This window comes from Psychrobacter sp. LFX-11D, assembly GCF_904846475.1.
GTDB classification, from domain to species: Bacteria; Pseudomonadota; Gammaproteobacteria; order Pseudomonadales; family Moraxellaceae; genus Psychrobacter; species Psychrobacter cryohalolentis.
This window is the reverse complement of record NZ_CAJHAV010000001.1, coordinates 321,365-344,414: the sequence shown is the minus strand read 5'-3', so window position 1 is coordinate 344,414 and position 23,050 is coordinate 321,365. Positions and strand designations below refer to the sequence as shown.

The window sequence follows — 23,050 nt, the reverse complement described above, 5'->3', positions numbered from 1 at the left end:
ATGTCGCCTTTTTCTATACTGTCAACGACGGCTAATTTAAAGCCTAAAGTATAATCTTTTTGAGTGCGCTTAACCTTTACAGTGTCTAACTTGTCCATGAATAAGCTCCTTTTTCGTAAACTTATTTTAGGACGGGACATAAGTATTAAAAAAGGCTAACGTTATCGTTAGCCTTTTTTGTGTCTTCAGTTTTCTAATAACAGATCTATCACTGCTCCGCAGGACTCATTTGCTCTAAGCGCGCAGCATCTGCTTGCTGTGCCTGATCGATCTTGGTAGTAGCATCATCTAGAATGGCTTTCGGCTGCTGACCTAAGGGCTTGCTTGCGATATCTGATGTATGGCTGTCATTAGCATTTCTCGTATCAGAACCATTATTTTCAGATACAGCTGCCTCACTACTCGCTGCTATAACTTCTCGGTTTTGTTCACGTTGACTGCCATTCATGACATTAAAACCCAATAACACAACCATACCAACGACCGCGAATATAATCAGATGTTTCATTTGCATAAAAATGTCTCGTCTAGTTCGATAAAATGTAGATAAACATTTCGCTGCATTTTCTATGCCGATTTTTATAGTTGGTATTCAGCACTATTCTTGCGGGCTACTATTACTTAATAAATCAGTTTCATCTGAATTTTCGGCAATTTCCTGCTCAACCTTTTCCATTAGCTTTTCGTCAGGGCGCGCATCAAGCACTTGATCGGCATTCCGACCTTGCAAGATATGCTTCGCCCGCGCCTTCGCTTGTTGCTTCTCTTTATCTTCAATCGTAGTTTCAGCCGCTTGAGCGTCATTAGCTATTTTAGAATCGTTAGTGGGTTTAACGATGATGGGCGTTACTGTTATGTCCTCTTGAGACTTATCACCATTTCGACTGCTTTGGAAATACTCAAACGCTTGTTCTAGTTTATGGTTAAAGCGTAACTGATAAATGGGCTCAGGTAAGCTAAAGCCTTTATCCTCTAAAGCATGCTTGGTCTCGCGAATAGCTATACTGCGGGCTTTGGAAAAATCAGCTTCTGATTGATTGACCCATACTTGGAACTGCAAAATAATGTTTGAGTCGCCTACTTCCTTGATAATCGCGGTGACTTTTGGCTTATCTAAGGCAAAACCCAATTGAGCAATCGCATCGATACCCACTTTGATGGCAGCAAGCGGATCGTCATTGGCATCAACGCCTAATTCAAAGGTAAAGCGGCGCTCAGGATTTTTGGTGTAATTTAAAATCGTGGCTTTAAAGACTTCGGCATTGGGAATACGTAATTGATTGCCATCTAACGTCATTAAAATAGTCGCGCGCGACGTCAAGCGCACCACTATTCCCTCTTGAGCATTAATCAAAATATGATCGCGGGCGCGAAATGGCTGGCGAATACTGAGCATTAAAGAGGCAATATAATTTTCAATAGTATCCTTAACCGCGAAACCAACGGCAATACCGATGACCCCAGCGCCGCCAAGTAGCGTTCCCAAAATCGTCTCCGCGCCAATCAAGCTTAGTGCTAATATAAGCCCCAAAATGATAAAGATGACTTTGACGGTCTGCGACAATAATTCTGCGACAAAAGGATTGGGCGTTAAGCGCTGCCACATTTTTTGCCGATTGGACAACCAACTACCAAACCAAGTTACTAAAGCAAATAAAATAATCCCGACCAATAACAACGGCACAGCTTTGATAAGGTTTTTGGCTTGAGCTTTGATGCTTTGATAAACCGTCGTGACATTATCCTGAACATCAAGCGTTCGGTTAATCTTATCTTCGACTGTGACAACATCTGTCAAACGATTGGTAAGATTAATGGCTTGTTGGGCTTTTTTCTCGTTGGGTGTTTCACCGGTTAGAGTAACAACGCCTTGAGTGACACCAACATTAATTGCTTGCAAGCCTTCAATTTCTGAGAATATCCCACTGATACGTTGGCGGATGTCATTATCATGTTGCACAGTTTGAGCGGTTTCGATTTGAGTGTTATTACTGCTCTCGCCATCGATAGGAGGTGCAGGTTCAATTAAAATAGGTATCAACGGAGGTGGTACAGCTGGCGCTTGAGCCGGCAAATTGGTGCTTTCAGGAATATTACTAGGAAGAGGGGTAGTATTAATGTCATTAGCTGCATTAGGTAATGCGTTGCTATCAAGCGCAGGCTTGGCAGCATTACTGTCTAATACAATAGGATTAACAGTTTCGCTTTCTTGAGCGGCATAAGCTGGTAAACTTAATAGGATGCTTAATGGCAACAGCCATTGACTCCACATTTTTTGGCACTTGCGTGATGTAATGCAGTCAAAATAAGTGGCCATAAGCATCCTTGATTACGCCTTATCTATTCAAAATCTGATAAGCGTATTTTTCAAATATTATTTACCGTCCAAATAAAGTTGTGCCTCGCCCAAATCTAACGTGCCCTCATAAATAGCACGACCAGTAATGATACCTTCAATGCAATCACCATAAGGTTTTAACAACTCAATATCTTTCATATCGGTGACGCCGCCTGATGCAATCACTGGTAAGCCACCTTCACGTGCTAAATTAACGGTTTGCTCGACATTAACGCCTTGCATCATGCCATCACGGGCGATATCAGTATAGACGATAGACGACACGCCAACATCAGCAAAACGTTTGGCAAGCTCTGTGGCTTTGGTGTCAGTCACGTTTGCCCAACCATGGGTTGCGACCATACCATCTTTGGCATCGATACCAACGATAATGTGTCCAGCAAACTCACGGCACGCCTCAGCAACAAAATCCGGATCTTCAACCGCTTTGGTACCAATAATAATATAGGTCAGACCAGCAGTAATATACTGCTCAATGGTTTGCATATTGCGCACACCGCCACCCAATTGAATTGGCAGTTTAGGAAAAGCTTTTGCAATGTCATGCACCACTTGCTTATGCACTGGAATCCCATCAAATGCGCCATTTAGATCGACCAAATGCAGACGGCGCGCGCCTTCTTTTACCCAACGTGCCGCCATCGCCACAGGGTCATCAGAAAATACCGTATCATCTTCCATACGACCTTGTTTTAAGCGCACACACTTACCATCTTTGAGATCGATAGCAGGGATAATCACAGGGACAGCGCACATATAGGATTCCTTATAAAACGATATTAATAATCAAAACTTGGAGGTAGGTTAGCTTATAAGAGCTATTTAAACACAAACTTAATATAAAATGTCTAGAACTGCCAATTTAAACGGGTCACGATAAAGTCAATTCACTACCAAAGATGTATAAGCATGATAGTGATTTAAAAATGATGTAAGTACTCTAGTCATAAAATCAACTAAAGTTTTCTCTCTATTGCAGCAGAAAACAGACAGTCATAACCATAAGTTTTAGCACAAAGGATTACTAGCAACATTGGGTAAATTCGATTACCAACTGGCAATTTTAGGTCAGTTTAGCGTATAATCCTAGGTAAATTTGTATTTGTGCGATAAAGCCAGATCGTCTGCTACCTATAGATGGTTTCGATCATTGCAAGATAGATGATAATGCGGTATTGATACGCTATTAAACGTTTCGCTTAGCAACGGCTGTTACTCAGTCCTAATATTTACCCTATAATCATAGGTTATTCAATAGCGCTTAGATAGCTTCTACTCAGTATCATAAGTCATTTATCTCTCATTTGTATTTAAGCAAATGGGTGGTGCTGCTTAAATCTCACAAATAGTATGGATTTTAAGATTTTAATAAATCGTATGGTAAAACCGTATTTTGTCTAACACCATTTCTTTAAGAGATGAGAATTAGATTGCAGTGTTTTAGTATACACCTTGGTAGCCAGTCGCCACTTTGGTCATTCGAATAAGACATTAACGTGTTGTTAAGGAGTCTAAGGTCAGCGTTAATACTCTTACTAGTAGTCATGAAGTGTCATTATTAAAAACCTTATCACTGTCTTTTTATAAGATATGATTTGGTTATTTTAGTGATGGCGTTACCATTCATGCTGCCGATATACCACACAGGACGTCTGGTATCGTTTTAGACTATGGACTAAGTTTTCGCTTATGATTACCATCAAGAAAGGTTTGGATTTACCCATCACTGGTGAACCCTCCCGCGAGATATCTGAGCACAGACCCGCCCATGTGGCACTTATTGGCTATGATTACGTTGGTATGAAGCCGACGATGAATGTCAAAGAAGGCGATATCGTAGCAAAAGGTCAACCCGTTTTTGAAGACAAAAAACGGGCTGGCGTTATCTACACTGCGCCTGCTGCTGGTAAAGTCATCGCCATTAAACGCGGTGAACGTCGTGTGTTTGAAAGTCTTGTAATTGCGGTCGACCCAAATGGTGCGGAAGTAGAATTTCAGCGCTATGACTCCCAGCAACTTGCTGACCTAGATTCTGAAGTCGTTGAAACCCAACTGCTTGCCTCTGGTGAATGGACGGCGTTCCGTACGCGCCCCTTTAGCCGTGCTCCTGAAATCGGTGCTCGTCCTCACGCTATTTTCGTCACAGCCATGGATACCAATCCATTGGCATTTGACCCGATGCTGCTGATTAACGAGCAACTGCAGGCGTTCAATGATGGTCTTGCTGTCTTGTCAACACTCAGCCCCAAGACCTTTGTCTGCCATCATGGCAATAGTCAGTTGACGCCAGTTGCAAAAACTGCAGCTAATAATGTCACTGAGTATCATAGCTTTGCGGGCAAACATCCTGCTGGTCTTGCAGGCACGCACATTCATTTCTTGCACCCTATCATGCGTGGTACAAGCGTTTGGACGATTGGTTATCAAGATGTGATTGCGATTGGCAAGCTATTTACTAGCGGGCGTTTATATACGCGTCGTCTGTTGAGCTTAGCTGGTCCTGCTGTTAGCAATCCTCATATTATCGCCACTGAACGCGGTGCGGATATTGCTGCCTTGACCAAAGGTAATTTGACAGCTGGCGAGAACCGTGTGATTTCAGGTTCAGTGCTGTCTGGGCGTCAAGTATTTGGCAATATTGCCTATCTTGGTCGCTTTGATAATCAAGTCAGTGTGCTAGCAGAAGGTCGTGAGCGTCCAGCGTTCCACTTCTTTACGCCAGGCGCCAACCGCTTCTCTAAACTGCCTATCTATATTTCGCAGTTTTTTGGTGGCAAAAAATATAACTTCACTACCACGAGCAATGGCTCACCTAGAGCGATGGTGCCAATCGGTGTCTATGAAGAAGTCATGCCACAAGACTATCTGCCAACCCAGCTATTGCGTGCTTTGATTGTCGAAGACATTATCACGGCTGTAGATTTGGGTGTACTTGAATTGGACGAAGAAGATTTAGCATTATGCACCTTCGTATCTCCTGGCAAATATGAATTCGGCGATATTTTGCGTGATAACTTAACGCGCATTGAGCTGGAGGGCTAACCACGATGAAATTTTTACACAATATGTTCGATCGTATGGAGCCGTCTTTCACCAAGGGTGGCAAACACACAAAATACTATGCCATCTTTGAGATGTTTGATACTTTTTTGCGTCAACCAAGCTCAACGACATACGCCTCATCACATGTACGCGACGGTATTGACCTTAAGCGTATTATGATTACCGTCTGGTTATGTACCTTCCCAGCGATGTTTTGGGGTATGTACAATATCGGTCATCAAGCATTGACTGCGATTGCAACCCTCGGCTTACAGCCTGAAGGCTGGCGCACCATTATCACCAGTATGGCAGGCTATAATCCAGACAGTATCTGGGCAAGCTTCGTCTACGGTGCTATGCAGTTCTTACCGATTTATCTTGTGACCTTTGGGGTTGGTATTCTCTGTGAGATTATCTTCGCCGTCGTCCGTGGTCATGAAGTCAACGAAGGCTTCTTTGTTACCTCTGTACTGTTTGCATTATGTCTGCCACCCGATATCCCATTATGGCAAGTTGCCTTAGGTATTATCTTTGGTGTTGTCGTGGCAAAAGAGGTATTCGGTGGTACAGGTAAAAACTTCCTTAACCCTGCCCTATCGGGTCGTGCGTTCTTATACTTTGCTTATCCGGCTTATATGTCAGGCGACTCAGTATGGACTGCCGTTGATGGTTTCTCAGGTGCAACGCCACTTGGTCTTGCTGCGCTCGGCGTCGTTCCACAAGATTTTGTCGATGTTTATGGCAATGCCATCACGTGGAGTGATGCATTCTTAGGCAACATGCAAGGCAGTATCGGTGAAGTATCGACGCTAGCTATCTTAATGGGTGCTGCTGTCCTACTTTGGACGCGCATTGCATCATGGCGCATCATGGCAGGTTGTGTGGTGGGTCTGATTGCCACATCTCTTGTGTTTAATATGATTGGCTCTGAAGACAATATGATGATGAGCTTGCCGTTTTACTGGCACTTAGTGATCGGTGGTTTTGCTTTTGGTGCCGTGTTTATGGCAACTGATCCAGTATCTGCTGCGCATACCAATAAAGGGCGCTGGGCTTACGGTATCTTGATTGGTTTTATGACCGTATTGATTCGTGTCATTAATCCAGCTTTCCCAGAAGGCATCATGCTAGCCATTTTATTTGCTAACTTATTTGCGCCACTGTTTGACTATTTTGTCACTCAAGCAAATATCAAACGCCAAACTGCTCGGAGGGTTCGCTATGTCCAAGCCCAAAAGTAATAACGCAAAAACCATCAGTGTGGCGTTGACGCTATGCTTGGTGTGTTCGGTATTGGTCTCAGCTGCGGCTGTGGGTCTAAAGCCTGCGCAAGTAGAAAACGCGCGCTTAGACCGTAATAAAAACATCTTGGTTGCCGCGGGTATGTTTGACCCTGCGTATGATACCAATGAAGATGTGGCGGAGCGCTTTAAAGATTTTGAGGTAAAAATCGTTGACCTAAATAAAGGCAACTACCTTGATGATGACGCGCTGACCGCTGCTGGCATCCCTGACCGTAATGCTTATGACGCCAGCCAAGCAACTAAAAATAAAGCACTGAGTGAAGATTTGGGTGGTAATGATCCTGCCGGTATCGGTCGTAAGCCTAAATATGCCAAAGTTTATGTCAAAAATGATGACGCTGGACAACCTGAAATAGTGGTACTACCGATCCAAGGCTACGGTCTTTGGGGTACTATCTATGGTTTCTTAACCCTTGAAAGCGACATGAATACCATCAAAGGTATCAGTTTCTATGACCATAAAGAAACTCCAGGTCTAGGCGCTCGTATCGAAGAGCCAGAATGGCGTGCGATGTGGAGTGGTATTAACTCTTATGATGACAAAGGTGCCGTTGCTACTGGCGTGACCAAAGCTGGTAATCCAAAAGAGAACTGGGTTGACGGTATTAGTGGTGCAACTTTGACCAGTCGCGGCGTCAGTAACATGATTCAGTTTTGGTTGGGTGAGCAAGGCTATAAGCCGTACTTAGATCAGCTGCGTAAAGAGAGTGGTAAAACACTGGTAGACGCTGAAGTAAAAGCAAGTCAAAGCCCGTATAAAAAACTGGGTCAACACTTACATCAACAGCAGGCGCATTCTGTAACCGAACTGGTAGCAGTAATACCAGCAGCACACGGCAAGGAGGCATAACATGGCTGATACAAAAAGTATTTTAACCTCGCCCATTTTTGACAATAACCCTATTGCTCTACAGATATTAGGTATCTGTTCGGCATTGGCGGTAACGACCAGTGTAGCAAATGCACTGGTGATGAGCGTGGCATTGACCTTGGTCACAGCATTTTCAAGCTTTTTTATCTCTATTATCCGTAAGCAAATCCCATCGAGCATTCGTATTATCGTGCAGATGACGATTATTGCTTCATTGGTTATCTTGGTCGATCAGATACTAAAAGCGGTCGCTTATGATGTGAGTAAAGGCTTGTCGGTATTTGTTGGTTTGATTATCACCAACTGTATCGTCATGGGACGTGCTGAAGCATTTGCCATGAGCAATCCGCCTATTCCAAGTTTCTTGGATGGTATCGGTAACGGTTTGGGTTATTCAGCCGTATTATTATTTGTCGCCAGTATTCGTGAAATCTTGGGTGCAGGCAGCTGGTTTGGTATCACCATTTTACAAACTGCGACCGACGGTGGCTGGTATGTACCAAATGGTTTATTGCTACTACCACCGTCAGCATTCTTCATTATCGCCCTGTTTATCGTGATTATCCGTACATGGAAACCTGATCAGGTCGAAGACGCTGAATTTGTAATGAAGCCGCAATCTAAAGGCATGGCTCAAGGGGGCGGTCACTAATGGGACATTATGTCAGTTTATTTATAACCTCGGTCTTTATCGAGAATATGGCGCTGGCCTACTTCTTAGGCATGTGTACCTTTTTAGCGGTATCAAAAAAGGTTTCAACCGCTATCGGTCTTGGGGTAGCAGTCGTTGTCGTGATGGCCATTACCGTACCGCTAAATAACCTACTGTTCCAGTTCATCCTAAAAGATGGTGCATTGGCATGGGCAGGTTTCCCTGATATCGACTTAAGCTTCTTAGGCTTACTCAGTTATATTGGTTTGATTGCTGCCACCGTACAGATTCTAGAGATGTTCTTAGATAAGTTCGTCCCAAGTCTGTATAACGCTCTTGGTGTATTTTTGCCACTTATTACCGTTAACTGTGCCATCTTAGGTGGCGTACTGTTCATGGTAGAACGTGACTATAATTTTGGTGAATCAGTGGTGTACGGTGTCGGTGCAGGCTTTGGTTGGGCACTGGCGATTACCGCATTGGCAGGTATTCGTGAAAAATTGAAATACTCAGACATTCCAGCGCCACTGCGCGGTCTTGGTATTACTTTTATCACGGTTGGTCTGATGTCACTTGGCTTTATGTCGTTTGGCGGTATGTCAATTTAAACCGCTGAGCTTAAAAGCTTGTTTAGCGATTTGACCTATTTAATTCATTTATTCGGTAGGGGTTCAGAGAAAACGCAATGACGTCTTTTCGCTCCCCTACTCCATAGATTAAGGATACCTACCATGGATTACGCTACGGCGATTGGTGGCGTTGCTATGTTTACCTTGATCATCATGGGTCTCGTTGCCATTATTTTGGCAGCGCGCTCACGACTGGTCAGTTCAGGCGATGTTACTATCCATATTAATGATAATCCCGAGAATGACGTTGTAACACCTGCAGGCGGCAAACTGCTACAAACATTGGCAAGCGAAGGTATTTTCTTATCTTCAGCTTGTGGTGGCGGTGGTACTTGTGCCCAGTGTCGTTGCCGCGTGATTGAAGGAGGCGGATCTATTCTGCCTACTGAAGAAGGTTACTTTACCCAAGGTGAGATTCGCAATCATATGCGTCTTGCCTGTCAGGTAGCCGTTAAGCAAGACATGAAAATCGAGATTGATCCTGAATTCTTTGATGTGCAAAAGTGGGAATGTGAAGTTATTTCTAATGATAACGTTGCAACCTTTATTAAAGAATTGGTGCTGAAGATTCCAGATGGTGAAGAAGTGAACTTCCGCGCTGGTGGTTATGTACAATTAGAAGCGCCACCGCATGAAGTGCATTATAAAGACTTTGATATTGCTGAAGAGTATCAAGACGATTGGAATAACTTTGGCATCTTTAAATACGTCTCAAAAGTTGATGAGCCTGTTATCCGAGCTTACTCGATGGCTAACTATCCGGATGAAAAAGGTTTAATCAAATTTAACATTCGTATCGCCAGTCCACCGCCGCGCGGTCCTGATGGTATTCCACCGGGCAAAATGTCTTCTTGGACCTTTAGCCTAAAACCTGGCGATAAAGTCACAGTATCTGGTCCTTATGGTGAGTTCTTCGCCAAAAAGACCGAAGCCGAGATGATATTTGTCGGTGGTGGTGCTGGTATGGCACCGATGCGCTCACACATTTTCGATCAGCTCAAACGCCTCAACTCTGATCGTAAGATTAGTTTCTGGTATGGCGCGCGTTCTATTCGTGAGATGTTCTACGTTGAAGATTATGATCAGCTAGAAGAAGAGTTTGCTAACTTTGAATGGCATGTGGCATTGTCTGATCCATTACCAGAAGATAATTGGGATGGCTATACAGGCTTTATCCATAATGTCTTGTTAGAGGAATATCTCAAAGACCATCCAAATCCAGAAGATTGTGAATACTATATGTGTGGGCCACCGATGATGAATGCGGCGGTCATCGATATGCTGCACAGCATGGGTGTTGAAGATGAAAATATCATGCTTGATGACTTTGGTGGTTAATTGGGATGGTTAAGCTTAATCGTTAAGCAACCACAATTAACAGAATAATATATGCTAAATTAAGAGTCTCAATTGAGGCTCTTTTTTTATGGGCGAAACGGAAAGGATTCCTATGAAAACCAACTATAAAGATTTGACCATTTGGATAACAGGCGCATCAAGCGGTATCGGCGAAGCATTAACCATCGCCTTTGCCAAACGCGGCGCTCGTATTATTCTAAGTGGACGTGATAAAGAGAAACTAGCACTGGTAAAAAGCCGCTGTAAAAATAGTAAAAAACATATCGTTATCCCTTTTGATATAACCGATGTTGAGCAAGTGAAAGAAGCATACGCTACCGCTAAAACTCAAGCAGGAAAAATCGATTGGCTGATTAATAATGCAGGTATCAGTCAACGCGCGCTTATCATGGATACCACTGAAGACGTCGAGCGACAAATTATGGAGATAGATTACTTTGCGCAGACGCGTCTGAGCAGATTGGTATTGCCAGATATGCTCGAACAAGGTGGCGGCAAAATAGTGATGATATCAAGTGTTGCAGGGTTACTCGGTACACAATATCGCGGTGCTTATGGTGCTGCCAAAGCGGCTATTCATATGTGGGCGAACAGTCTGCGTGCTGAACTGCACGAACAAGGAATAGAAGTAGCAACGATATTCCCAGGATTTATTCAAACCAATATCTCTATTAATGCCTTGACTGGTGATGGTAGTGCACAAGGGACGATGGATGCGGCAACCAATAAAGGTCTGACGGCGACTAGCTTTGCCAAACAAGTCGTCAAAGCCCTTACCAAAGGGGAAGAGTATATTATCGTTGCTGGTCGTAAAGAAAAGCTCGCCACCAAGGTTAATCGCCTATCACCGCCAAAACTTTATAAGCTCATTCGTGAGTCGCAAGTCAAATAAATCTAGCATGTTAAATAACTATAGTTAGTGACATGTGATATCGCTACATCATGTACGGCTGGTATTAATTTTTCTTGCTTGCTATGCCTACATAGACCGCAAAAAATTCATACCAGCCCTACCGTAGCTTTTTTAAGTATTTTAGCTATATATATTACATAGCAATCAATGTCTGAAAATGTTTTAAGCCGACAATTGGCGTTATGGGTGACAAGGGGTGTAAAATAGGCAACGCTTAGCTTACTTAATAGCTAACGCCTCATTTATCCCTTCGCTATATCAAGTTGTGATGACTCATATGAAAAACCCAAGCATACAAAAATCAATACCACTCTCATTTTCTGTCAAATCGATGAATACCGCCCTACTACCTATTATCGCTATAAGCACTGCACTAGGGATGAGCGCTTGCCAGCAAAAGACCGATTATAATAATCTGAGCGGTGAGACCATGGGCACCAGCTATCATATTAGCTATCAGTTGCCTAAGGGCGCTGATGAAGCGGCCATACAAGCAGCCATCGATAAGCGCCTGCAAGATATCAATGACAGTATGTCCACTTATCAAGCGGACTCTACCATCTCTAAATTTAATCAACTAGGCAAAGATGAGCCTATTACCATCGATGAAGATTTTAATCATGTGTTGGTAGCTTCAAGACAAGTTTATGAGCTATCGGGTGGTGCCTTTGATCCTACAGTGATGCCATTGATAGACACTTGGGGCTTTGGTAGCACGATGACCGTTGAGCGTTTGCAAAGTCCACCGACGGCGCTTGAGATTGCGCAAGCCAAAGCCTTGGTCGACTTTGAAAGTATCATTCAAAAAGATAAGACTATCTATAAAGCCAAAGATGGCATTGGGCTTGATTTTTCAGCAGTGGCTAAAGGCTATGGTGTCGATGTCATCGCTGATGTGCTAAAAAACAATTATCAAATTCGCAATTATATGGTTGAGATTGGTGGTGAGGTGGCAACCTCTGGTGTCAGTGCGCAACAACAACCTTGGCAAATTGCGCTAGATGCACCAATTGAAGGTAGTACCGTCAGCGAGCGTCAAACTATGGCAGTGATTCGCCAACCGATAAATAATGGCAACACGATGCATCTGGCGACCTCTGGCAACTATCGCAACTCAGTCGTCTTTGATGGTAAGCACTACAGTCATACCATTGACCCGACCACAGGTGAGCCGATTGTAGGTGGTGCGCCATCGGTAACCGTCGCGGCAGACACCGTCGCGCTGGCTGATGCTTGGGCAACCGCCTTAACTGCTATGCCTTACAAAAAAGCTTTGAGCGTCGCCAAGGAGCAAAACATAGCGGCATTGTTTGTCGTGTTGGCAAATGGTGTGAGCATAGAAGCAGCTGCGGACAGCATTGATGATTGGCAAGTGGTGCAAACACCTGCTATGCAAGTATTACGTGCTGATAAAAAGTCCAGCTAAATCTAAAAACACTAATAGAAGCTAATTCGGTATCTTTCTTAAATTATTTTACTAAGCTGAGAAGCTCAAACGGACAAGATGAATTTTTGCTATACTATTAAGAGGTTATCACACAGATAACCGTCCTACTTTTAACGCGAGGTCTCCTCTATGCTTAGCCAACTGCTTCCCATGCTTGCTATCACCTTTACCGTATTCATGCTGTTTTTTATCTTTATGGGTATCGGTTATATGGTCAATAAAAAGCCGCTTAGAGGGTCTTGTGGCGGTGTTGCCAAATTGATGGGCAATGAGAAATGCTCGTACTGCGGTGATGATCCTAATAAATGCGATTCTCTAATCGCCGAACAACAAGAAAACGCTTTAAAAGCGGCTCAATTGGGCAAATCAGTATAAATAGTCGGTTTGTTACCATACGCTGGTAGTATTTAGCCGTCATTTGTTCTTATAATAGCGCCAGACCTTATAAAAAAAGGGCTGGCGCTATTTTTTATGGCGCAGCGTTATTGTTCTACATCACTACTTATAGATATTCATATTGCCTTACCTGTTAAGGTAGCAAGTTCATATGAATTGCTTTCTGCCAATATTTCGATATTCTATTTTTTCGTCTCACTCATCTTCTTTGTGAGATTTTTCGGTGTTATTTTGCAAGCGACGACTCTTCGGCGCTGTTTAATGACGTGTCCTTTTTCTTATTCTAATAATAGTCGTGCTGCCATGTCTACCTCTCCTAATGTGCAAAATGATTTGCCTTTACAGTCTCAAACGGATAAGCCTTTGCCGTTTCAGCTACCCTCTTCGCGCTTTACGTTTTGGCTGGTGCTATGTGCCATGATTCTATTGGCGACCAATATGCGCTCGCCGATTGTGGCACTAGGTTCTATAGCACCGGTGGTTCAAGGAGCGCTCAATATCTCCGAAACCCAAATTGGCTGGCTTGGCGCGGTGCCGATGCTGACTTTTGCACTTGGGGCTTTTATTTCGCCAGCGATTGGTAAGCGGTTTGGGCTTGAAAACACTTTAATTGCGATGATTAGCCTCCTAACAATAGGTATGATTATTCGCAGCCTTATTCCGACTTGGATGGGTTTTTTGGGCGGCACATTACTGCTGACGTTAGCGATTGGTTTTGCCAATACCCTTGCGGCGCCTGTTATCAAGCAACGTACACCCAATCATATTCCTTTAGTTACTGGATTATTCAGTCTCACTATGACCGTGTCGGCAGGGATTGTCGCGGGCGTGGTCTTGCCATTATCTGAGCAAGTAGGCTGGCAATGGGCGCTTGGTGGTTGGTCGATTTTGGGCGTCTTTGCCTTAGTGATTTGGGTGCTGCTACGACTGCGTTTGGGTTCTTCAAACCATCAGCCCGTAGTACCGCTTGCTGAAGGCGTTCAAGCCCCATCGCCCATCTCTATGTGGCGCACACCCTTTGCTTGGCAAATTGCCATATTCATGGGTTTACAATCGCTGATTTTTTATACAGCTGCCAGTTTTTTACCGTCGATTTGGCTCAGTAAAGGCTTGTCAGCAGTAAGTGCGGGACAGATGAACTCGGTATTCCAGTTTATGGCGCCTGTGGCAATTTTAAGCTTAACGTGGCTGGTCAATCGTGGACGACCTATTCAGGCACTGGCGGTACTTGCAGCGGTTTTAAATGTGATTGGTATCTTAGGTGTCAGCTATTTATCTGCTGATTTGGCGTGGTTGTGGTCGGCGCTGATGGGCATTGGTTGTTCAGCGATTTTTACCTTAAGTATGATGCTGTTTTCGATGCGTACTTATACCGCCAATCAATCAAGTGAGCTGTCGGGTATGGCGCAAGCGGTCGGTTATTTGATTGCGTTTTTTGGTCCATTGGGGACTGGTTGGTTACATGAAGCAACGGATAGCTGGGATTTACCCTTACTTATTATGCTGATATTGATGGTGGTAAACGTAGGATTTGCGTGGCTGGTCAGCCGTCCGGTGATGGTCGATGGGAAGAAGGTTTAGTTTTTATCATTAATCGATTAACTTTTGCACCATATTGCTGTTTATCTGATTCTGCTAGACTGGCTCTATTGCCTATAGGACAGCAGAATTATGATAAACAGACCTTTCCGCTTACCGCAGCGCTTGCTCACGGTTGTAGCACTAACGATAACAATCGCCATCAGTGGTTGCCAAAAAACGCCTGATGCTAATGAAGCTCAGACGGATACTGGCACTCAAAACAGCAATAAAAATACCAGTCAAACCTCCGATACCCAACTGCCTCAAACCACATCTACAACGAACCCTGCTGAACAACAAGCGCCTTTGACCATATTGGCATTAGGTGACTCGTTAACAGAAGGGCTTGGGGTGGATAATAATGCCAATTATCCCGCTCAGCTACAAACACGCTTGCAGGAACTGGGTTATAAAGACCTTAAAGTGATTAATTCAGGATTGAGTGGCGAGACCAGTACAGGCTTGGTCAATCGATTGGATTGGGTATTACAGACCAAACCTGATATCACTATTTTGACCATTGGTGCCAATGATGCTATTCGTGGTATTGATGTCGCGACGGTTGAAGCCAATATTCGTACTGCCGTAAAGCGCTTACAAGACAATGATAGCGTGGTCATCCTAGGTGGTATGCAGATCTATGACAACCTTGGTTCTGATTATGTAAAATCCTTTGCAGCGATATATCCAAGAGTGGCGAAAGACATGAACGTAACGCTTATTCCGTTCTTTTTAGACGGTGTAGGTGGCGACCCTAAGCTCAATCAAGCCGATGCCATTCATCCGACCAAAGAAGGTTATACGCTGATCGTTAATAACAATATCTTGCCGATATTACAGCCTGAGCTTAAAAAAATAAATCCGTCAAATGTGACCAATACGCCTACTGAGACAGCACAATGACATTAGCATTACCTACTTCGCAAGCAGCGCTGCTCACTGCCACTAAGCTAAATAAAACCGTACACGTTGGTGACCAGTCTCTATCTATTATTAAAGACGTCAACATTCACGTTAATGCTGGCGAGTTTGTGGTGATCATGGGTAAATCTGGCTCTGGCAAATCCACTTTGCTGGGTTTGTTAGCGGCATTAGATTATCCTGATAGCGGCGACGTTGAGCTGGCAGGTCAAACCTTAAGCCGATTAAATGAAGATGCTTTAGCGGTTATTCGTCAGCGTGATATGGGTTTTGTCTTTCAGTCTTTTCATCTGCTACCAACGTTAACCGTTGCTGAAAATATTGCTTTTCCATTAGACATCGCCCGTCGTCCAGATGCGGCGCGTGTCGATGAATTGATTGAGGCGGTTGATTTGGGTCATAGGCGTCATAGCTTGCCAAACCAATTATCCGGTGGCGAGCAGCAGCGTACAGCAGTTGCACGCGCATTGGTATCACGCCCAAAGATTGTCTTTGCTGATGAGCCTACCGGTAATTTAGATGAACAAAATGCCAATCAAGTGATGCAGCTATTACTGGATTTGCGTCAGAAAACTGGCTCGGCACTGGTGGTGGTCACCCATGATTCAGCACTTGCTGACATGGCAGATCGCGTTATTACCATGCATGATGGGCGGATTATATCTTGATGGATAATAAGAATATAGAAGACACCTCATCGACTGATATTACTAATACCACCATGGCTAAAGAGTCAGACACTAGTGGCGGTATCGTACGCCAGCTATTGACGACTACCCTTGGTTTACAAAAACTAGGCTTACAAGGATTGGGCGCGCAAGCACTTAGTCGGAGCTGGTGGCAGCGCTGGATATATCCAGTATTATTTTTACTGACTTTGACGCTGTCACTTGCGACCTACCTCACACTTGACTCTATCCAGCAGTCAGTTGACACCTATATCAATGACAATCAGCGCGCTTTGGTCGGTGGCGATTTAATATTAAACAGTAAGCAAGATTGGCCAAGCGAAGTATTAACGCAGATTGATACCCTTGCCGATACACAAACGGTTTTTGACTATCAGTTTAGCGCGATGGTCGTCACTGATGAGCAGACTTTGCTTGCCAGCATAAAAGCGGTTTCCCAATCCTACCCATTATATGGTGACGTCGAGCTGGCATCAGGACAGCCATTATGGCAGCAGCTTACAGCCAATAATATAGTGGTCGCCCCCGAAGTGCTCAAAAGTTTAAATGCTGATATTGGTGACCAAATCACTATTGGTGATGCGCAATTTATCATTAGTGATGTGCTGACAAAAGAGCCTGACCGTCCACTGAGCGCCTTTGGCTTCGGTGGTCGTATTTTGATGCCACAGCAGGCGTTAGAGGCAACCAATCTATTGGGACAGCGTAGCCGTATTAATTACCGTATTGAGCTGGCAGGTAATGCAGAATTGATGGCGACTCAGCGTGATAAACTGACGCAAATATTGACCAATTATCCTGATATCGAGCTCTCTGATGCAGAATCTGCGGACACCTCGGTATCGCGTATCTCTGATAATGTATTGATGTTTTTAAAGCTTTTGGTCATTGCCGTATTGTTATTGTCCGCAGTGGCTATGTATGGCGTCATCACAGCATTTGTGACCAAGCAGCAGTCGAGCAATGCGATACGTTTGGCACTGGGTGAGCCCCTTAAGTCGCTAAAACGCAGCTACTATCAGCTCCTTATTATCACTGCCATCATCGCTTGTATCGCAGCAATTTTAGTCAGCTTTGGCTTACTCAAAGTCGGTCAGCCTTATCTTGTGGCTATCTTACCAGCTGACGTCAGCTTGGCTATTAATCCTATCAGTGCCATCAAAACCACCGTCATAGCCTTGGTGCTCACGCTACTCATCGCCCAACGCGGCTTGAGCACATTGAACACCACAAAACCTGCTACCTTGCTCAATCAAGGTGCAAGCTCAGCTGTGCAACATCTGCCTTGGTATAAACGCTTGCCGTTACTTTGGTATGGGTTAATGCTGGCTGGTCTATATGTGTTTTTTGTTTATGAAGTAGGCGGATGGTTATTTGGCGCGCAGTTATTAATTGGTTTAATTGGCTTTGTGAGCGTATTTTGGCTATTGGCACGTGGCTGGCTGTGGTTACTAGCACGTATTGCAAGTAACGCTAAAATCGGCTGGATGCAGCGTATTGCGATTCATAACCTTGCGCGTAAAGGCAACCAATCGGCATTATTTTTCGTCACCTTAGCACTATCGGTGGCGGTACTGACTCTCATTACAACGCTCAATCACAGTATCAACGCCCAATTTATTAACGCTTATCCTGAAGATGCGCCCAATCTGTTTTTGTTAGACATTCAGAGCGATCAGCATGCTGAGATTGATAGCATTATTGGCGCACCAGTGAGCTACTACCCTGTTATTCGTGCTCGAGTAGTGACTGCCAATAATATACCTGTGCAGGATATCGAGCCTGCTGATGGCTTTGATGACCCTGCACGTGTCTTTAATCTCAGCTATGCAGATACAGTAATGGACACTGAATTTATTACGAATGCTGTAGCAGACAATCAGCTGTATGCACCCATTAACACTGAAAATAAAGACACAGCGTCAACCGTTGCGCCCTTATCTATTTTGGATACTGCTGCTAGCTTACTGAATGTCGGTATGGGTGATGAGGTACGTTTTAATATTCAAGGGATTGAAATCGTCGGGCAGATTACCAGTATCCGCTCGCGTTTCGAGCAAGGTCCCAGTCCTTATTTCTACTTTTTATTTGAGCCAGCCGTTCTCTCTGCTGCCCCGCAGATTCAATTTGCCACCGCCCATGTAAACGCTGATGATATTCCAGACCTGCAAGGGAAAATGGTACGACAATTCCCTGCGGTGACGACGATAGACGGGACCGCAATTGCTCAGCAAATCCAAGAGCTGGTGGTGCAAATGAGCCGTTTGGTCTACGTCTTTACGCTACTTGCCTTACTGACTGGGGTTATGGTATTGATTAGCTCGTTATTATCCACCTCACAAGACCGTCTGCAAGAAAGCGCCTCATTTAGGCTACTAGGGATGCAAAAACGCGACTTGTATATGCTGAACATACTAGAGCTTGGGGTATTGGGAATTAGTGCGGCGACATTTGCGATCATTATCGCCAGCGTTGGCGCATGGGCTGCCCTCACCCAATGGTTTAATCTACGCTTTAGTGTGCCATGGGCAAGCCTGAGTATCGGTAGTATGGCGTTAGTCGTATTGCTGTTTGCCATTGCCATTATTTATGTGAGACTGGTGATTGGGCGCGGCATTATGGCGCGAGTACGGGCGATGATTTAATATTTTCTTGTTATTAGTAAACATTTTCAAAATTTAGGTTAGCTTGAGCATTATTTAGCTTAAGCTAACCTATTTTTTAGTTTAGTATTAACCTCTTTAAATTTTGCTATTTGCTATCCTATTTTTTAAATAATACATTCCATATCACTGTATGACATTTTATATTCTCTTATAATCCTTTATAACAGCACGGTAACCTTATGAAATTCTCAAAGTTCGGTCAAAAATTTACCCAGCCCACTGGCATCTCACAATTGATGGATGATCTGGGCGATGCGCTAAAAAGCGATCAGCCAGTCAACATGCTGGGCGGTGGTAACCCTGCCAAAATTGATGCCGTCAATGAGTTGTTTTTGGAGACGTATAAGGCCCTTGGTAATGACAATGATACGGGTGAGGCCAATAGTAGCGCTATCATTAGCATGGCGAATTACTCTAACCCACAAGGTGATGCAGGCTTCATCGACGCCTTGGTTGGCTTCTTTAATCGTCATTATGATTGGAATCTGACCTCAGAAAATATCGCCCTGACCAACGGCTCACAGAACGCGTTTTTCTATTTGTTTAATCTATTCGGCGGCGCTTTCGTTGATGAAAACAGTCAAGATAAAGAAAGCCAGTCTGTAGATAAATCGATTCTTCTGCCATTGACCCCTGAGTATATCGGCTATAGCGACGTGCATGTCGAAGGTCAGCATTTCGCAGCGGTACTACCGCATATCGATGAAGTGACGCATGATGGCGAGGAAGGTTTCTTTAAATATCGCGTCGACTTTGAAGCGTTAGAGAACTTGCCAGCATTAAAGGAAGGTCGCATCGGCGCGATTTGCTGCTCACGCCCGACCAATCCTACTGGCAACGTGCTGACCGATGACGAAATGGCGCATTTAGCTGAGATTGCCAAGCGTTATGAGATACCGCTGATTATCGATAATGCCTACGGAATGCCTTTCCCTAACATTATTTATTCAGACGCTCATCTCACTTGGGATGACAATACCATTCTCTGCTTTAGTTTATCTAAGATTGGTCTACCCGGTATGCGTACGGGGATTATCGTCGCTGCTCCTAAAGTCATTGCGGCTGTTAGCGCAATGAATGCGGTAGTAAACCTAGCACCGACACGTTTTGGCGCAGCGATTGCCACGCCGTTGGTAGAAAACGACCGTATCAAGCAATTATCGGATAATGAGATTAAACCTTTTTATCAAAAGCAGGCGAACCTCGCTGTGAAGCTATTAAAAGAAGCATTGGGCGATTATCCTTTAGTGATTCATAAGCCTGAGGGTGCGATATTCTTATGGTTGTGGTTTAAAGACTTGCCGATTAGTACGCTTGAGCTGTACGAGCGCCTAAAAGAAAAAGGCACCCTTATTGTGCCAAGCGAGTACTTCTTCCCTGGTGTCGATGTTAGCGATTATCAGCATGCGCACGAGTGTATTCGTATGAGTATCGCGGCTGACAAGCAGACGCTAACTGATGGTATTAGAGTGATTGGTGAAGTGGTGCGTGAGTTGTATGATGAAGCTAAAAATAACAAAGCATCATAACTTCAATGATAAAAATAGTTAAATAGTAAAAAAAACGGACTTATGAATAGTCCGTTTTTTTCTGTCGTTTGATCATAGGTTTGACTGTATTGATTGACTGAAAAATCTTCGTCCACATGGTAAGTCCATAAAGCACATACGACAGCATACAAGTATTGATAATATCGTGGATACTTGCCATCAGCTCTGCGCTTTCTATCCCTGCGAGACCTAGCTCGGTAATGGTCTGACGGTTATCCAAATACTCGCCTAATAAAGCAATACAGGTCACCATAATTAAAGCGATAAACGCTCTGATACTGTATTTTTTGAAGATTGGACGCAGCAAAATAACGCTCAATAGATAAACACTGATGCCCACATAGATATGTAGGGCATCTTTTTCTAATCCTGTGGCACTCACGACGCCGTTTTTAAAGAGATAAAAGTCCACTATTTATTCCACATATAAGAGAGTAGGAAGTCATTAAGCTTAAAATAAGAATAAAAAAGAGTTTGCGACCATGCAAACTCTTTTGCGCGAGAGCAAAGCAGTACTGTGCTCCTTCCTCGCTCAGATTGTGCCTTTGCCAACCTGACTGCGCAACTAAGTCATACTTATTTTTAAATATCCCAGTCTACAAAATTCTTTAATAACTGCAAACCTGCGGTATGGCTTTTTTCTGGATGGAACTGGGTGGCAAATAAATTATCTTGCAAGATACTGGCACAAAACGGCTGACCATAATCACAAATGGCAGCCACTTGCGAGCTATCTGCTGGCTCACAGTAATAGCTGTGTACAAAGTAAAAGTGCGCCTTGTCTTCGATACCGTTCCACAATGGATGCTCAAAATCCATACCACTAATAGTATTCCAGCCCATATGTGGTACTTTTATTTGTGCGCCTTTTTCATCTTTCCATGCTGGATCAAAAGCGGGTACCGTGCCATCTAAGATGCTCAAACAAGGCGTGCCACCATTTTCAGCAGACTGCTCGAATAACGCCTGCATGCCAACACAGATAGCCATAACAGGCTTATTAAATATCGCCTGACGTATGACCTCGTCAATACCTGCTGCATGCATTCCAGCGATACAATCACGCATAGCACCAACACCCGGGAAGAAAATCTTATCTGCTGCCGCGACGACTTTTGGATCGTTGGTGATAGAAACTTCTGCCCCGACCGCTGACAATGCTTTGCTGGCTGAGTGCAAATTACCCATACCATAATCTAATAGTGCAATTTTTGTGGCACGACTCATCTAAAACGCCTCTTTGGTCGATGGCAATGTATTTAGCGCACGTTCATCGTATTCACACGCCATACGCAGGGCACGAGCAAAGGCTTTAAAGGTAGATTCGATTTGATGATGACTGTTTTTGCCTTTTAGATTGTCTAAATGCACGGTCATCCACGAATGATTCACAAAACCGTAGAAGAATTCGCTAAATAAATCGACATCAAAAGTGCCGACATGCGAGCGCGTAAAGGGAATATCCATATGTAAACCTGGACGACCGGATAAATCAACCACTGCTCGCGTCAATGCTTCGTCTAGTGGCGCATAAAAATGCCCATAACGACGGATGCCTTTTTTATCACCTAATGCTTTGTTAAATGCTTGACCAAGCGTAATGCCTGTATCTTCAACACTGTGGTGATCATCGATGAAAGTATCACCGGTACATTTGATGTCTAAGTCAAACAAACCGTGACGCTTGATTTGGTCAATCATATGATCCAAAAACGGGACGCCAGTGTCCACAGTACCTTGCCCTGTACCATCAAGATTGACCGTACAGGTCACTTGGGTCTCAGCAGTAATACGCTCAACAGTCGCGATACGTTCAGGGCGACCATGTAAATTTAGTTTTTGCGTAGGATCTTGCTCAGCTGTATTGGGTATATTGGCTGTCGTCGTTAAATTGGCGGTCATGGCTACTCTCTATAAATGAAAAGCGGTCAATAAAATAGGGCGAAAAATGCCCAATATATTCTTACTAGCGTCTAAAATAGATAATAAAACAATCAGGCTAAAAATAAGTTCAATGCTTATTCAAAAAGCCTGTTCAACAAGCCAAAATATGAGGCTTGATGCACACAGAACCTTGTCTATCTTCATCATAGCAAACCCTACCATTTACTGCCATGACCAAGCAGTAAACCACGCACAAAATTCTCGTATTCTGCTAAAATAATAGCTTCAGTTTTATCAATCGTCACCTTTGCTGATTCTATTATGCCTTGCTGTATTAAATTATAGGAATTGAACATGCCTTTAGAAGCCATTGCCATCAATAGTTTGGATGCGCCACTCATCAAAAAGCCTACTCGTGAAAACGAATTAGCCGAGCGCTTAGAGGCGCTCTATGACACCGATGATAGCCAGCCTGATGGTGCTGACGTATTGGCTATTATTGAGCAAGGTTTTAAACGTGGTCAAACGCTGTATGTCGGTATGTTTAATGACAAGCCTATCGCCGCAGTTGCTTGCTTTGATGATGGGCAGACCGATGCCAAACGCTTGCAGTATCTCACCGTACATCTGCAAAATCGCGGTCGTGCGATTGATGCTAAGTTTATCAAACTGGTTTATGATGCTGAAGTCAAAAAAGGCGTGCGTGCATTTGTTGCGGTTGATGCCGAGATTCATCGTATTATGACTGAATACGAGCTACTACGCGTCAAGGATTAATTTTAGCCTA

The 23,050-nt window shown here is 43.9% G+C and carries 22 protein-coding genes; 15 read left to right on the top strand and 7 right to left on the bottom strand.

The window, feature by feature from the left end; genetic code table 11:
• Positions 1–208 precede the first annotated feature (208 nt).
• The 3 genes from JMX75_RS01495 to hisA form a co-directional block, all read right to left on the bottom strand.
• A complete protein-coding gene (locus tag JMX75_RS01495) occupies positions 209–514 on the bottom strand; it encodes a hypothetical protein (protein WP_201530663.1) in 306 nt (101 codons plus the stop codon).
• Between the two features lie 84 nt (positions 515–598).
• A complete protein-coding gene (locus JMX75_RS01490) occupies positions 599–2,317 on the bottom strand; it encodes a mechanosensitive ion channel family protein (protein WP_201530662.1) in 1,719 nt (572 codons plus the stop codon).
• Between the two features lie 57 nt (positions 2,318–2,374).
• Positions 2,375–3,115, bottom strand: coding sequence for a 1-(5-phosphoribosyl)-5-[(5-phosphoribosylamino)methylideneamino]imidazole-4-carboxamide isomerase (hisA, locus tag JMX75_RS01485; protein WP_011514724.1), 741 nt, complete (start codon positions 3,113–3,115; stop codon positions 2,375–2,377).
• Between the two features lie 933 nt (positions 3,116–4,048).
• On the opposite strand from hisA, the gene JMX75_RS01480 reads away from it, so the two are divergent.
• From JMX75_RS01480 to JMX75_RS01415, 14 genes are all read left to right on the top strand, one after another.
• The gene (locus JMX75_RS01480) at positions 4,049–5,401 is read left to right on the top strand and encodes a Na(+)-translocating NADH-quinone reductase subunit A (RefSeq protein ID WP_011514725.1); all 1,353 of its coding nucleotides are present in this window, start codon (positions 4,049–4,051) and stop codon (positions 5,399–5,401) included.
• A 5-nt stretch (positions 5,402–5,406) separates the two neighbouring features.
• Positions 5,407–6,642: an NADH:ubiquinone reductase (Na(+)-transporting) subunit B gene (locus JMX75_RS01475; protein WP_011514726.1), complete on the top strand. Its 1,236-nt coding sequence runs from the start codon at positions 5,407–5,409 to the stop codon at positions 6,640–6,642.
• Positions 6,623–7,555 (top strand): Na(+)-translocating NADH-quinone reductase subunit C, encoded by a 933-nt coding sequence (locus JMX75_RS01470; RefSeq protein ID WP_201530661.1) that lies wholly within the window; start codon positions 6,623–6,625, stop codon positions 7,553–7,555. The genes JMX75_RS01475 and JMX75_RS01470 overlap by 20 nt, the downstream gene beginning before the upstream one ends.
• Before the next feature lies 1 nt (position 7,556).
• The gene (locus JMX75_RS01465; RefSeq protein WP_011514728.1) at positions 7,557–8,228 is read left to right on the top strand and encodes an NADH:ubiquinone reductase (Na(+)-transporting) subunit D; all 672 of its coding nucleotides are present in this window, start codon (positions 7,557–7,559) and stop codon (positions 8,226–8,228) included.
• On the top strand, positions 8,228–8,836 hold the full coding sequence (gene nqrE, locus JMX75_RS01460) for an NADH:ubiquinone reductase (Na(+)-transporting) subunit E (RefSeq protein WP_011281361.1): 609 nt from the start codon (positions 8,228–8,230) through the stop codon (positions 8,834–8,836). Before JMX75_RS01465 ends, nqrE begins: the two co-directional genes overlap by 1 nt.
• 123 nt (positions 8,837–8,959) lie before the next feature.
• Positions 8,960–10,195, top strand: coding sequence for an NADH:ubiquinone reductase (Na(+)-transporting) subunit F (gene nqrF, locus JMX75_RS01455; protein WP_011514729.1), 1,236 nt, complete (start codon positions 8,960–8,962; stop codon positions 10,193–10,195).
• A gap of 112 nt (positions 10,196–10,307) precedes the next feature.
• Positions 10,308–11,108: an SDR family NAD(P)-dependent oxidoreductase gene (locus JMX75_RS01450; protein WP_201530660.1), complete on the top strand. Its 801-nt coding sequence runs from the start codon at positions 10,308–10,310 to the stop codon at positions 11,106–11,108.
• A 298-nt stretch (positions 11,109–11,406) separates the two neighbouring features.
• Positions 11,407–12,555, top strand: a complete 1,149-nt coding sequence (locus tag JMX75_RS01445) for an FAD:protein FMN transferase (protein ID WP_201530659.1) — start codon at positions 11,407–11,409, stop codon at positions 12,553–12,555.
• A 150-nt stretch (positions 12,556–12,705) separates the two neighbouring features.
• Entirely contained in the window at positions 12,706–12,951 is a 246-nt protein-coding gene (gene nqrM, locus JMX75_RS01440) for a (Na+)-NQR maturation NqrM (RefSeq protein ID WP_011514732.1), read from the top strand.
• 282 nt (positions 12,952–13,233) lie between these two features.
• Positions 13,234–14,553: an MFS transporter gene (locus tag JMX75_RS01435; RefSeq protein WP_201530658.1), complete on the top strand. Its 1,320-nt coding sequence runs from the start codon at positions 13,234–13,236 to the stop codon at positions 14,551–14,553.
• A gap of 90 nt (positions 14,554–14,643) precedes the next feature.
• A complete protein-coding gene (locus JMX75_RS01430) occupies positions 14,644–15,456 on the top strand; it encodes an arylesterase (protein WP_201530657.1) in 813 nt (270 codons plus the stop codon).
• Entirely contained in the window at positions 15,453–16,142 is a 690-nt protein-coding gene (locus tag JMX75_RS01425) for an ABC transporter ATP-binding protein (protein WP_149409137.1), read from the top strand. Before JMX75_RS01430 ends, JMX75_RS01425 begins: the two co-directional genes overlap by 4 nt.
• Positions 16,142–18,808 (top strand): ABC transporter permease, encoded by a 2,667-nt coding sequence (locus JMX75_RS01420; protein WP_201530656.1) that lies wholly within the window; start codon positions 16,142–16,144, stop codon positions 18,806–18,808. Before JMX75_RS01425 ends, JMX75_RS01420 begins: the two co-directional genes overlap by 1 nt.
• Positions 18,809–19,008: 200 nt before the next feature.
• On the top strand, positions 19,009–20,358 hold the full coding sequence (locus JMX75_RS01415) for a valine--pyruvate transaminase (RefSeq protein WP_201530655.1): 1,350 nt from the start codon (positions 19,009–19,011) through the stop codon (positions 20,356–20,358).
• A gap of 40 nt (positions 20,359–20,398) precedes the next feature.
• Here JMX75_RS01415 and JMX75_RS01410 read toward each other — a convergent pair whose 3' ends face one another.
• The 4 genes from JMX75_RS01410 to JMX75_RS01395 all read right to left on the bottom strand — a co-directional run bounded on the left by JMX75_RS01410 (position 20,399) and on the right by JMX75_RS01395 (position 22,619).
• On the bottom strand, positions 20,399–20,791 hold the full coding sequence (locus JMX75_RS01410) for a hypothetical protein (RefSeq protein WP_201530654.1): 393 nt from the start codon (positions 20,789–20,791) through the stop codon (positions 20,399–20,401).
• A gap of 170 nt (positions 20,792–20,961) precedes the next feature.
• Positions 20,962–21,606 carry an imidazole glycerol phosphate synthase subunit HisH gene (gene hisH / locus JMX75_RS01405; RefSeq protein WP_149409132.1) on the bottom strand — a complete coding sequence of 215 codons (645 nt, stop codon included), beginning with the start codon at positions 21,604–21,606 and terminating at the stop codon, positions 20,962–20,964.
• Complete coding sequence (gene hisB / locus JMX75_RS01400; protein WP_011514741.1) at positions 21,607–22,281, bottom strand: imidazoleglycerol-phosphate dehydratase HisB; 675 nt, start codon at positions 22,279–22,281, stop codon at positions 21,607–21,609. It lies immediately after the preceding gene.
• 197 nt (positions 22,282–22,478) lie between these two features.
• Entirely contained in the window at positions 22,479–22,619 is a 141-nt protein-coding gene (locus JMX75_RS01395) for a hypothetical protein (RefSeq protein WP_020444528.1), read from the bottom strand.
• Here JMX75_RS01395 and JMX75_RS01390 point away from each other — a divergent pair.
• A complete protein-coding gene (locus tag JMX75_RS01390; RefSeq protein ID WP_011514742.1) occupies positions 22,618–23,040 on the top strand; it encodes a hypothetical protein in 423 nt (140 codons plus the stop codon). The genes JMX75_RS01395 and JMX75_RS01390 overlap by 2 nt on opposite strands.
• Positions 23,041–23,050: the final 10 nt, after the last annotated feature.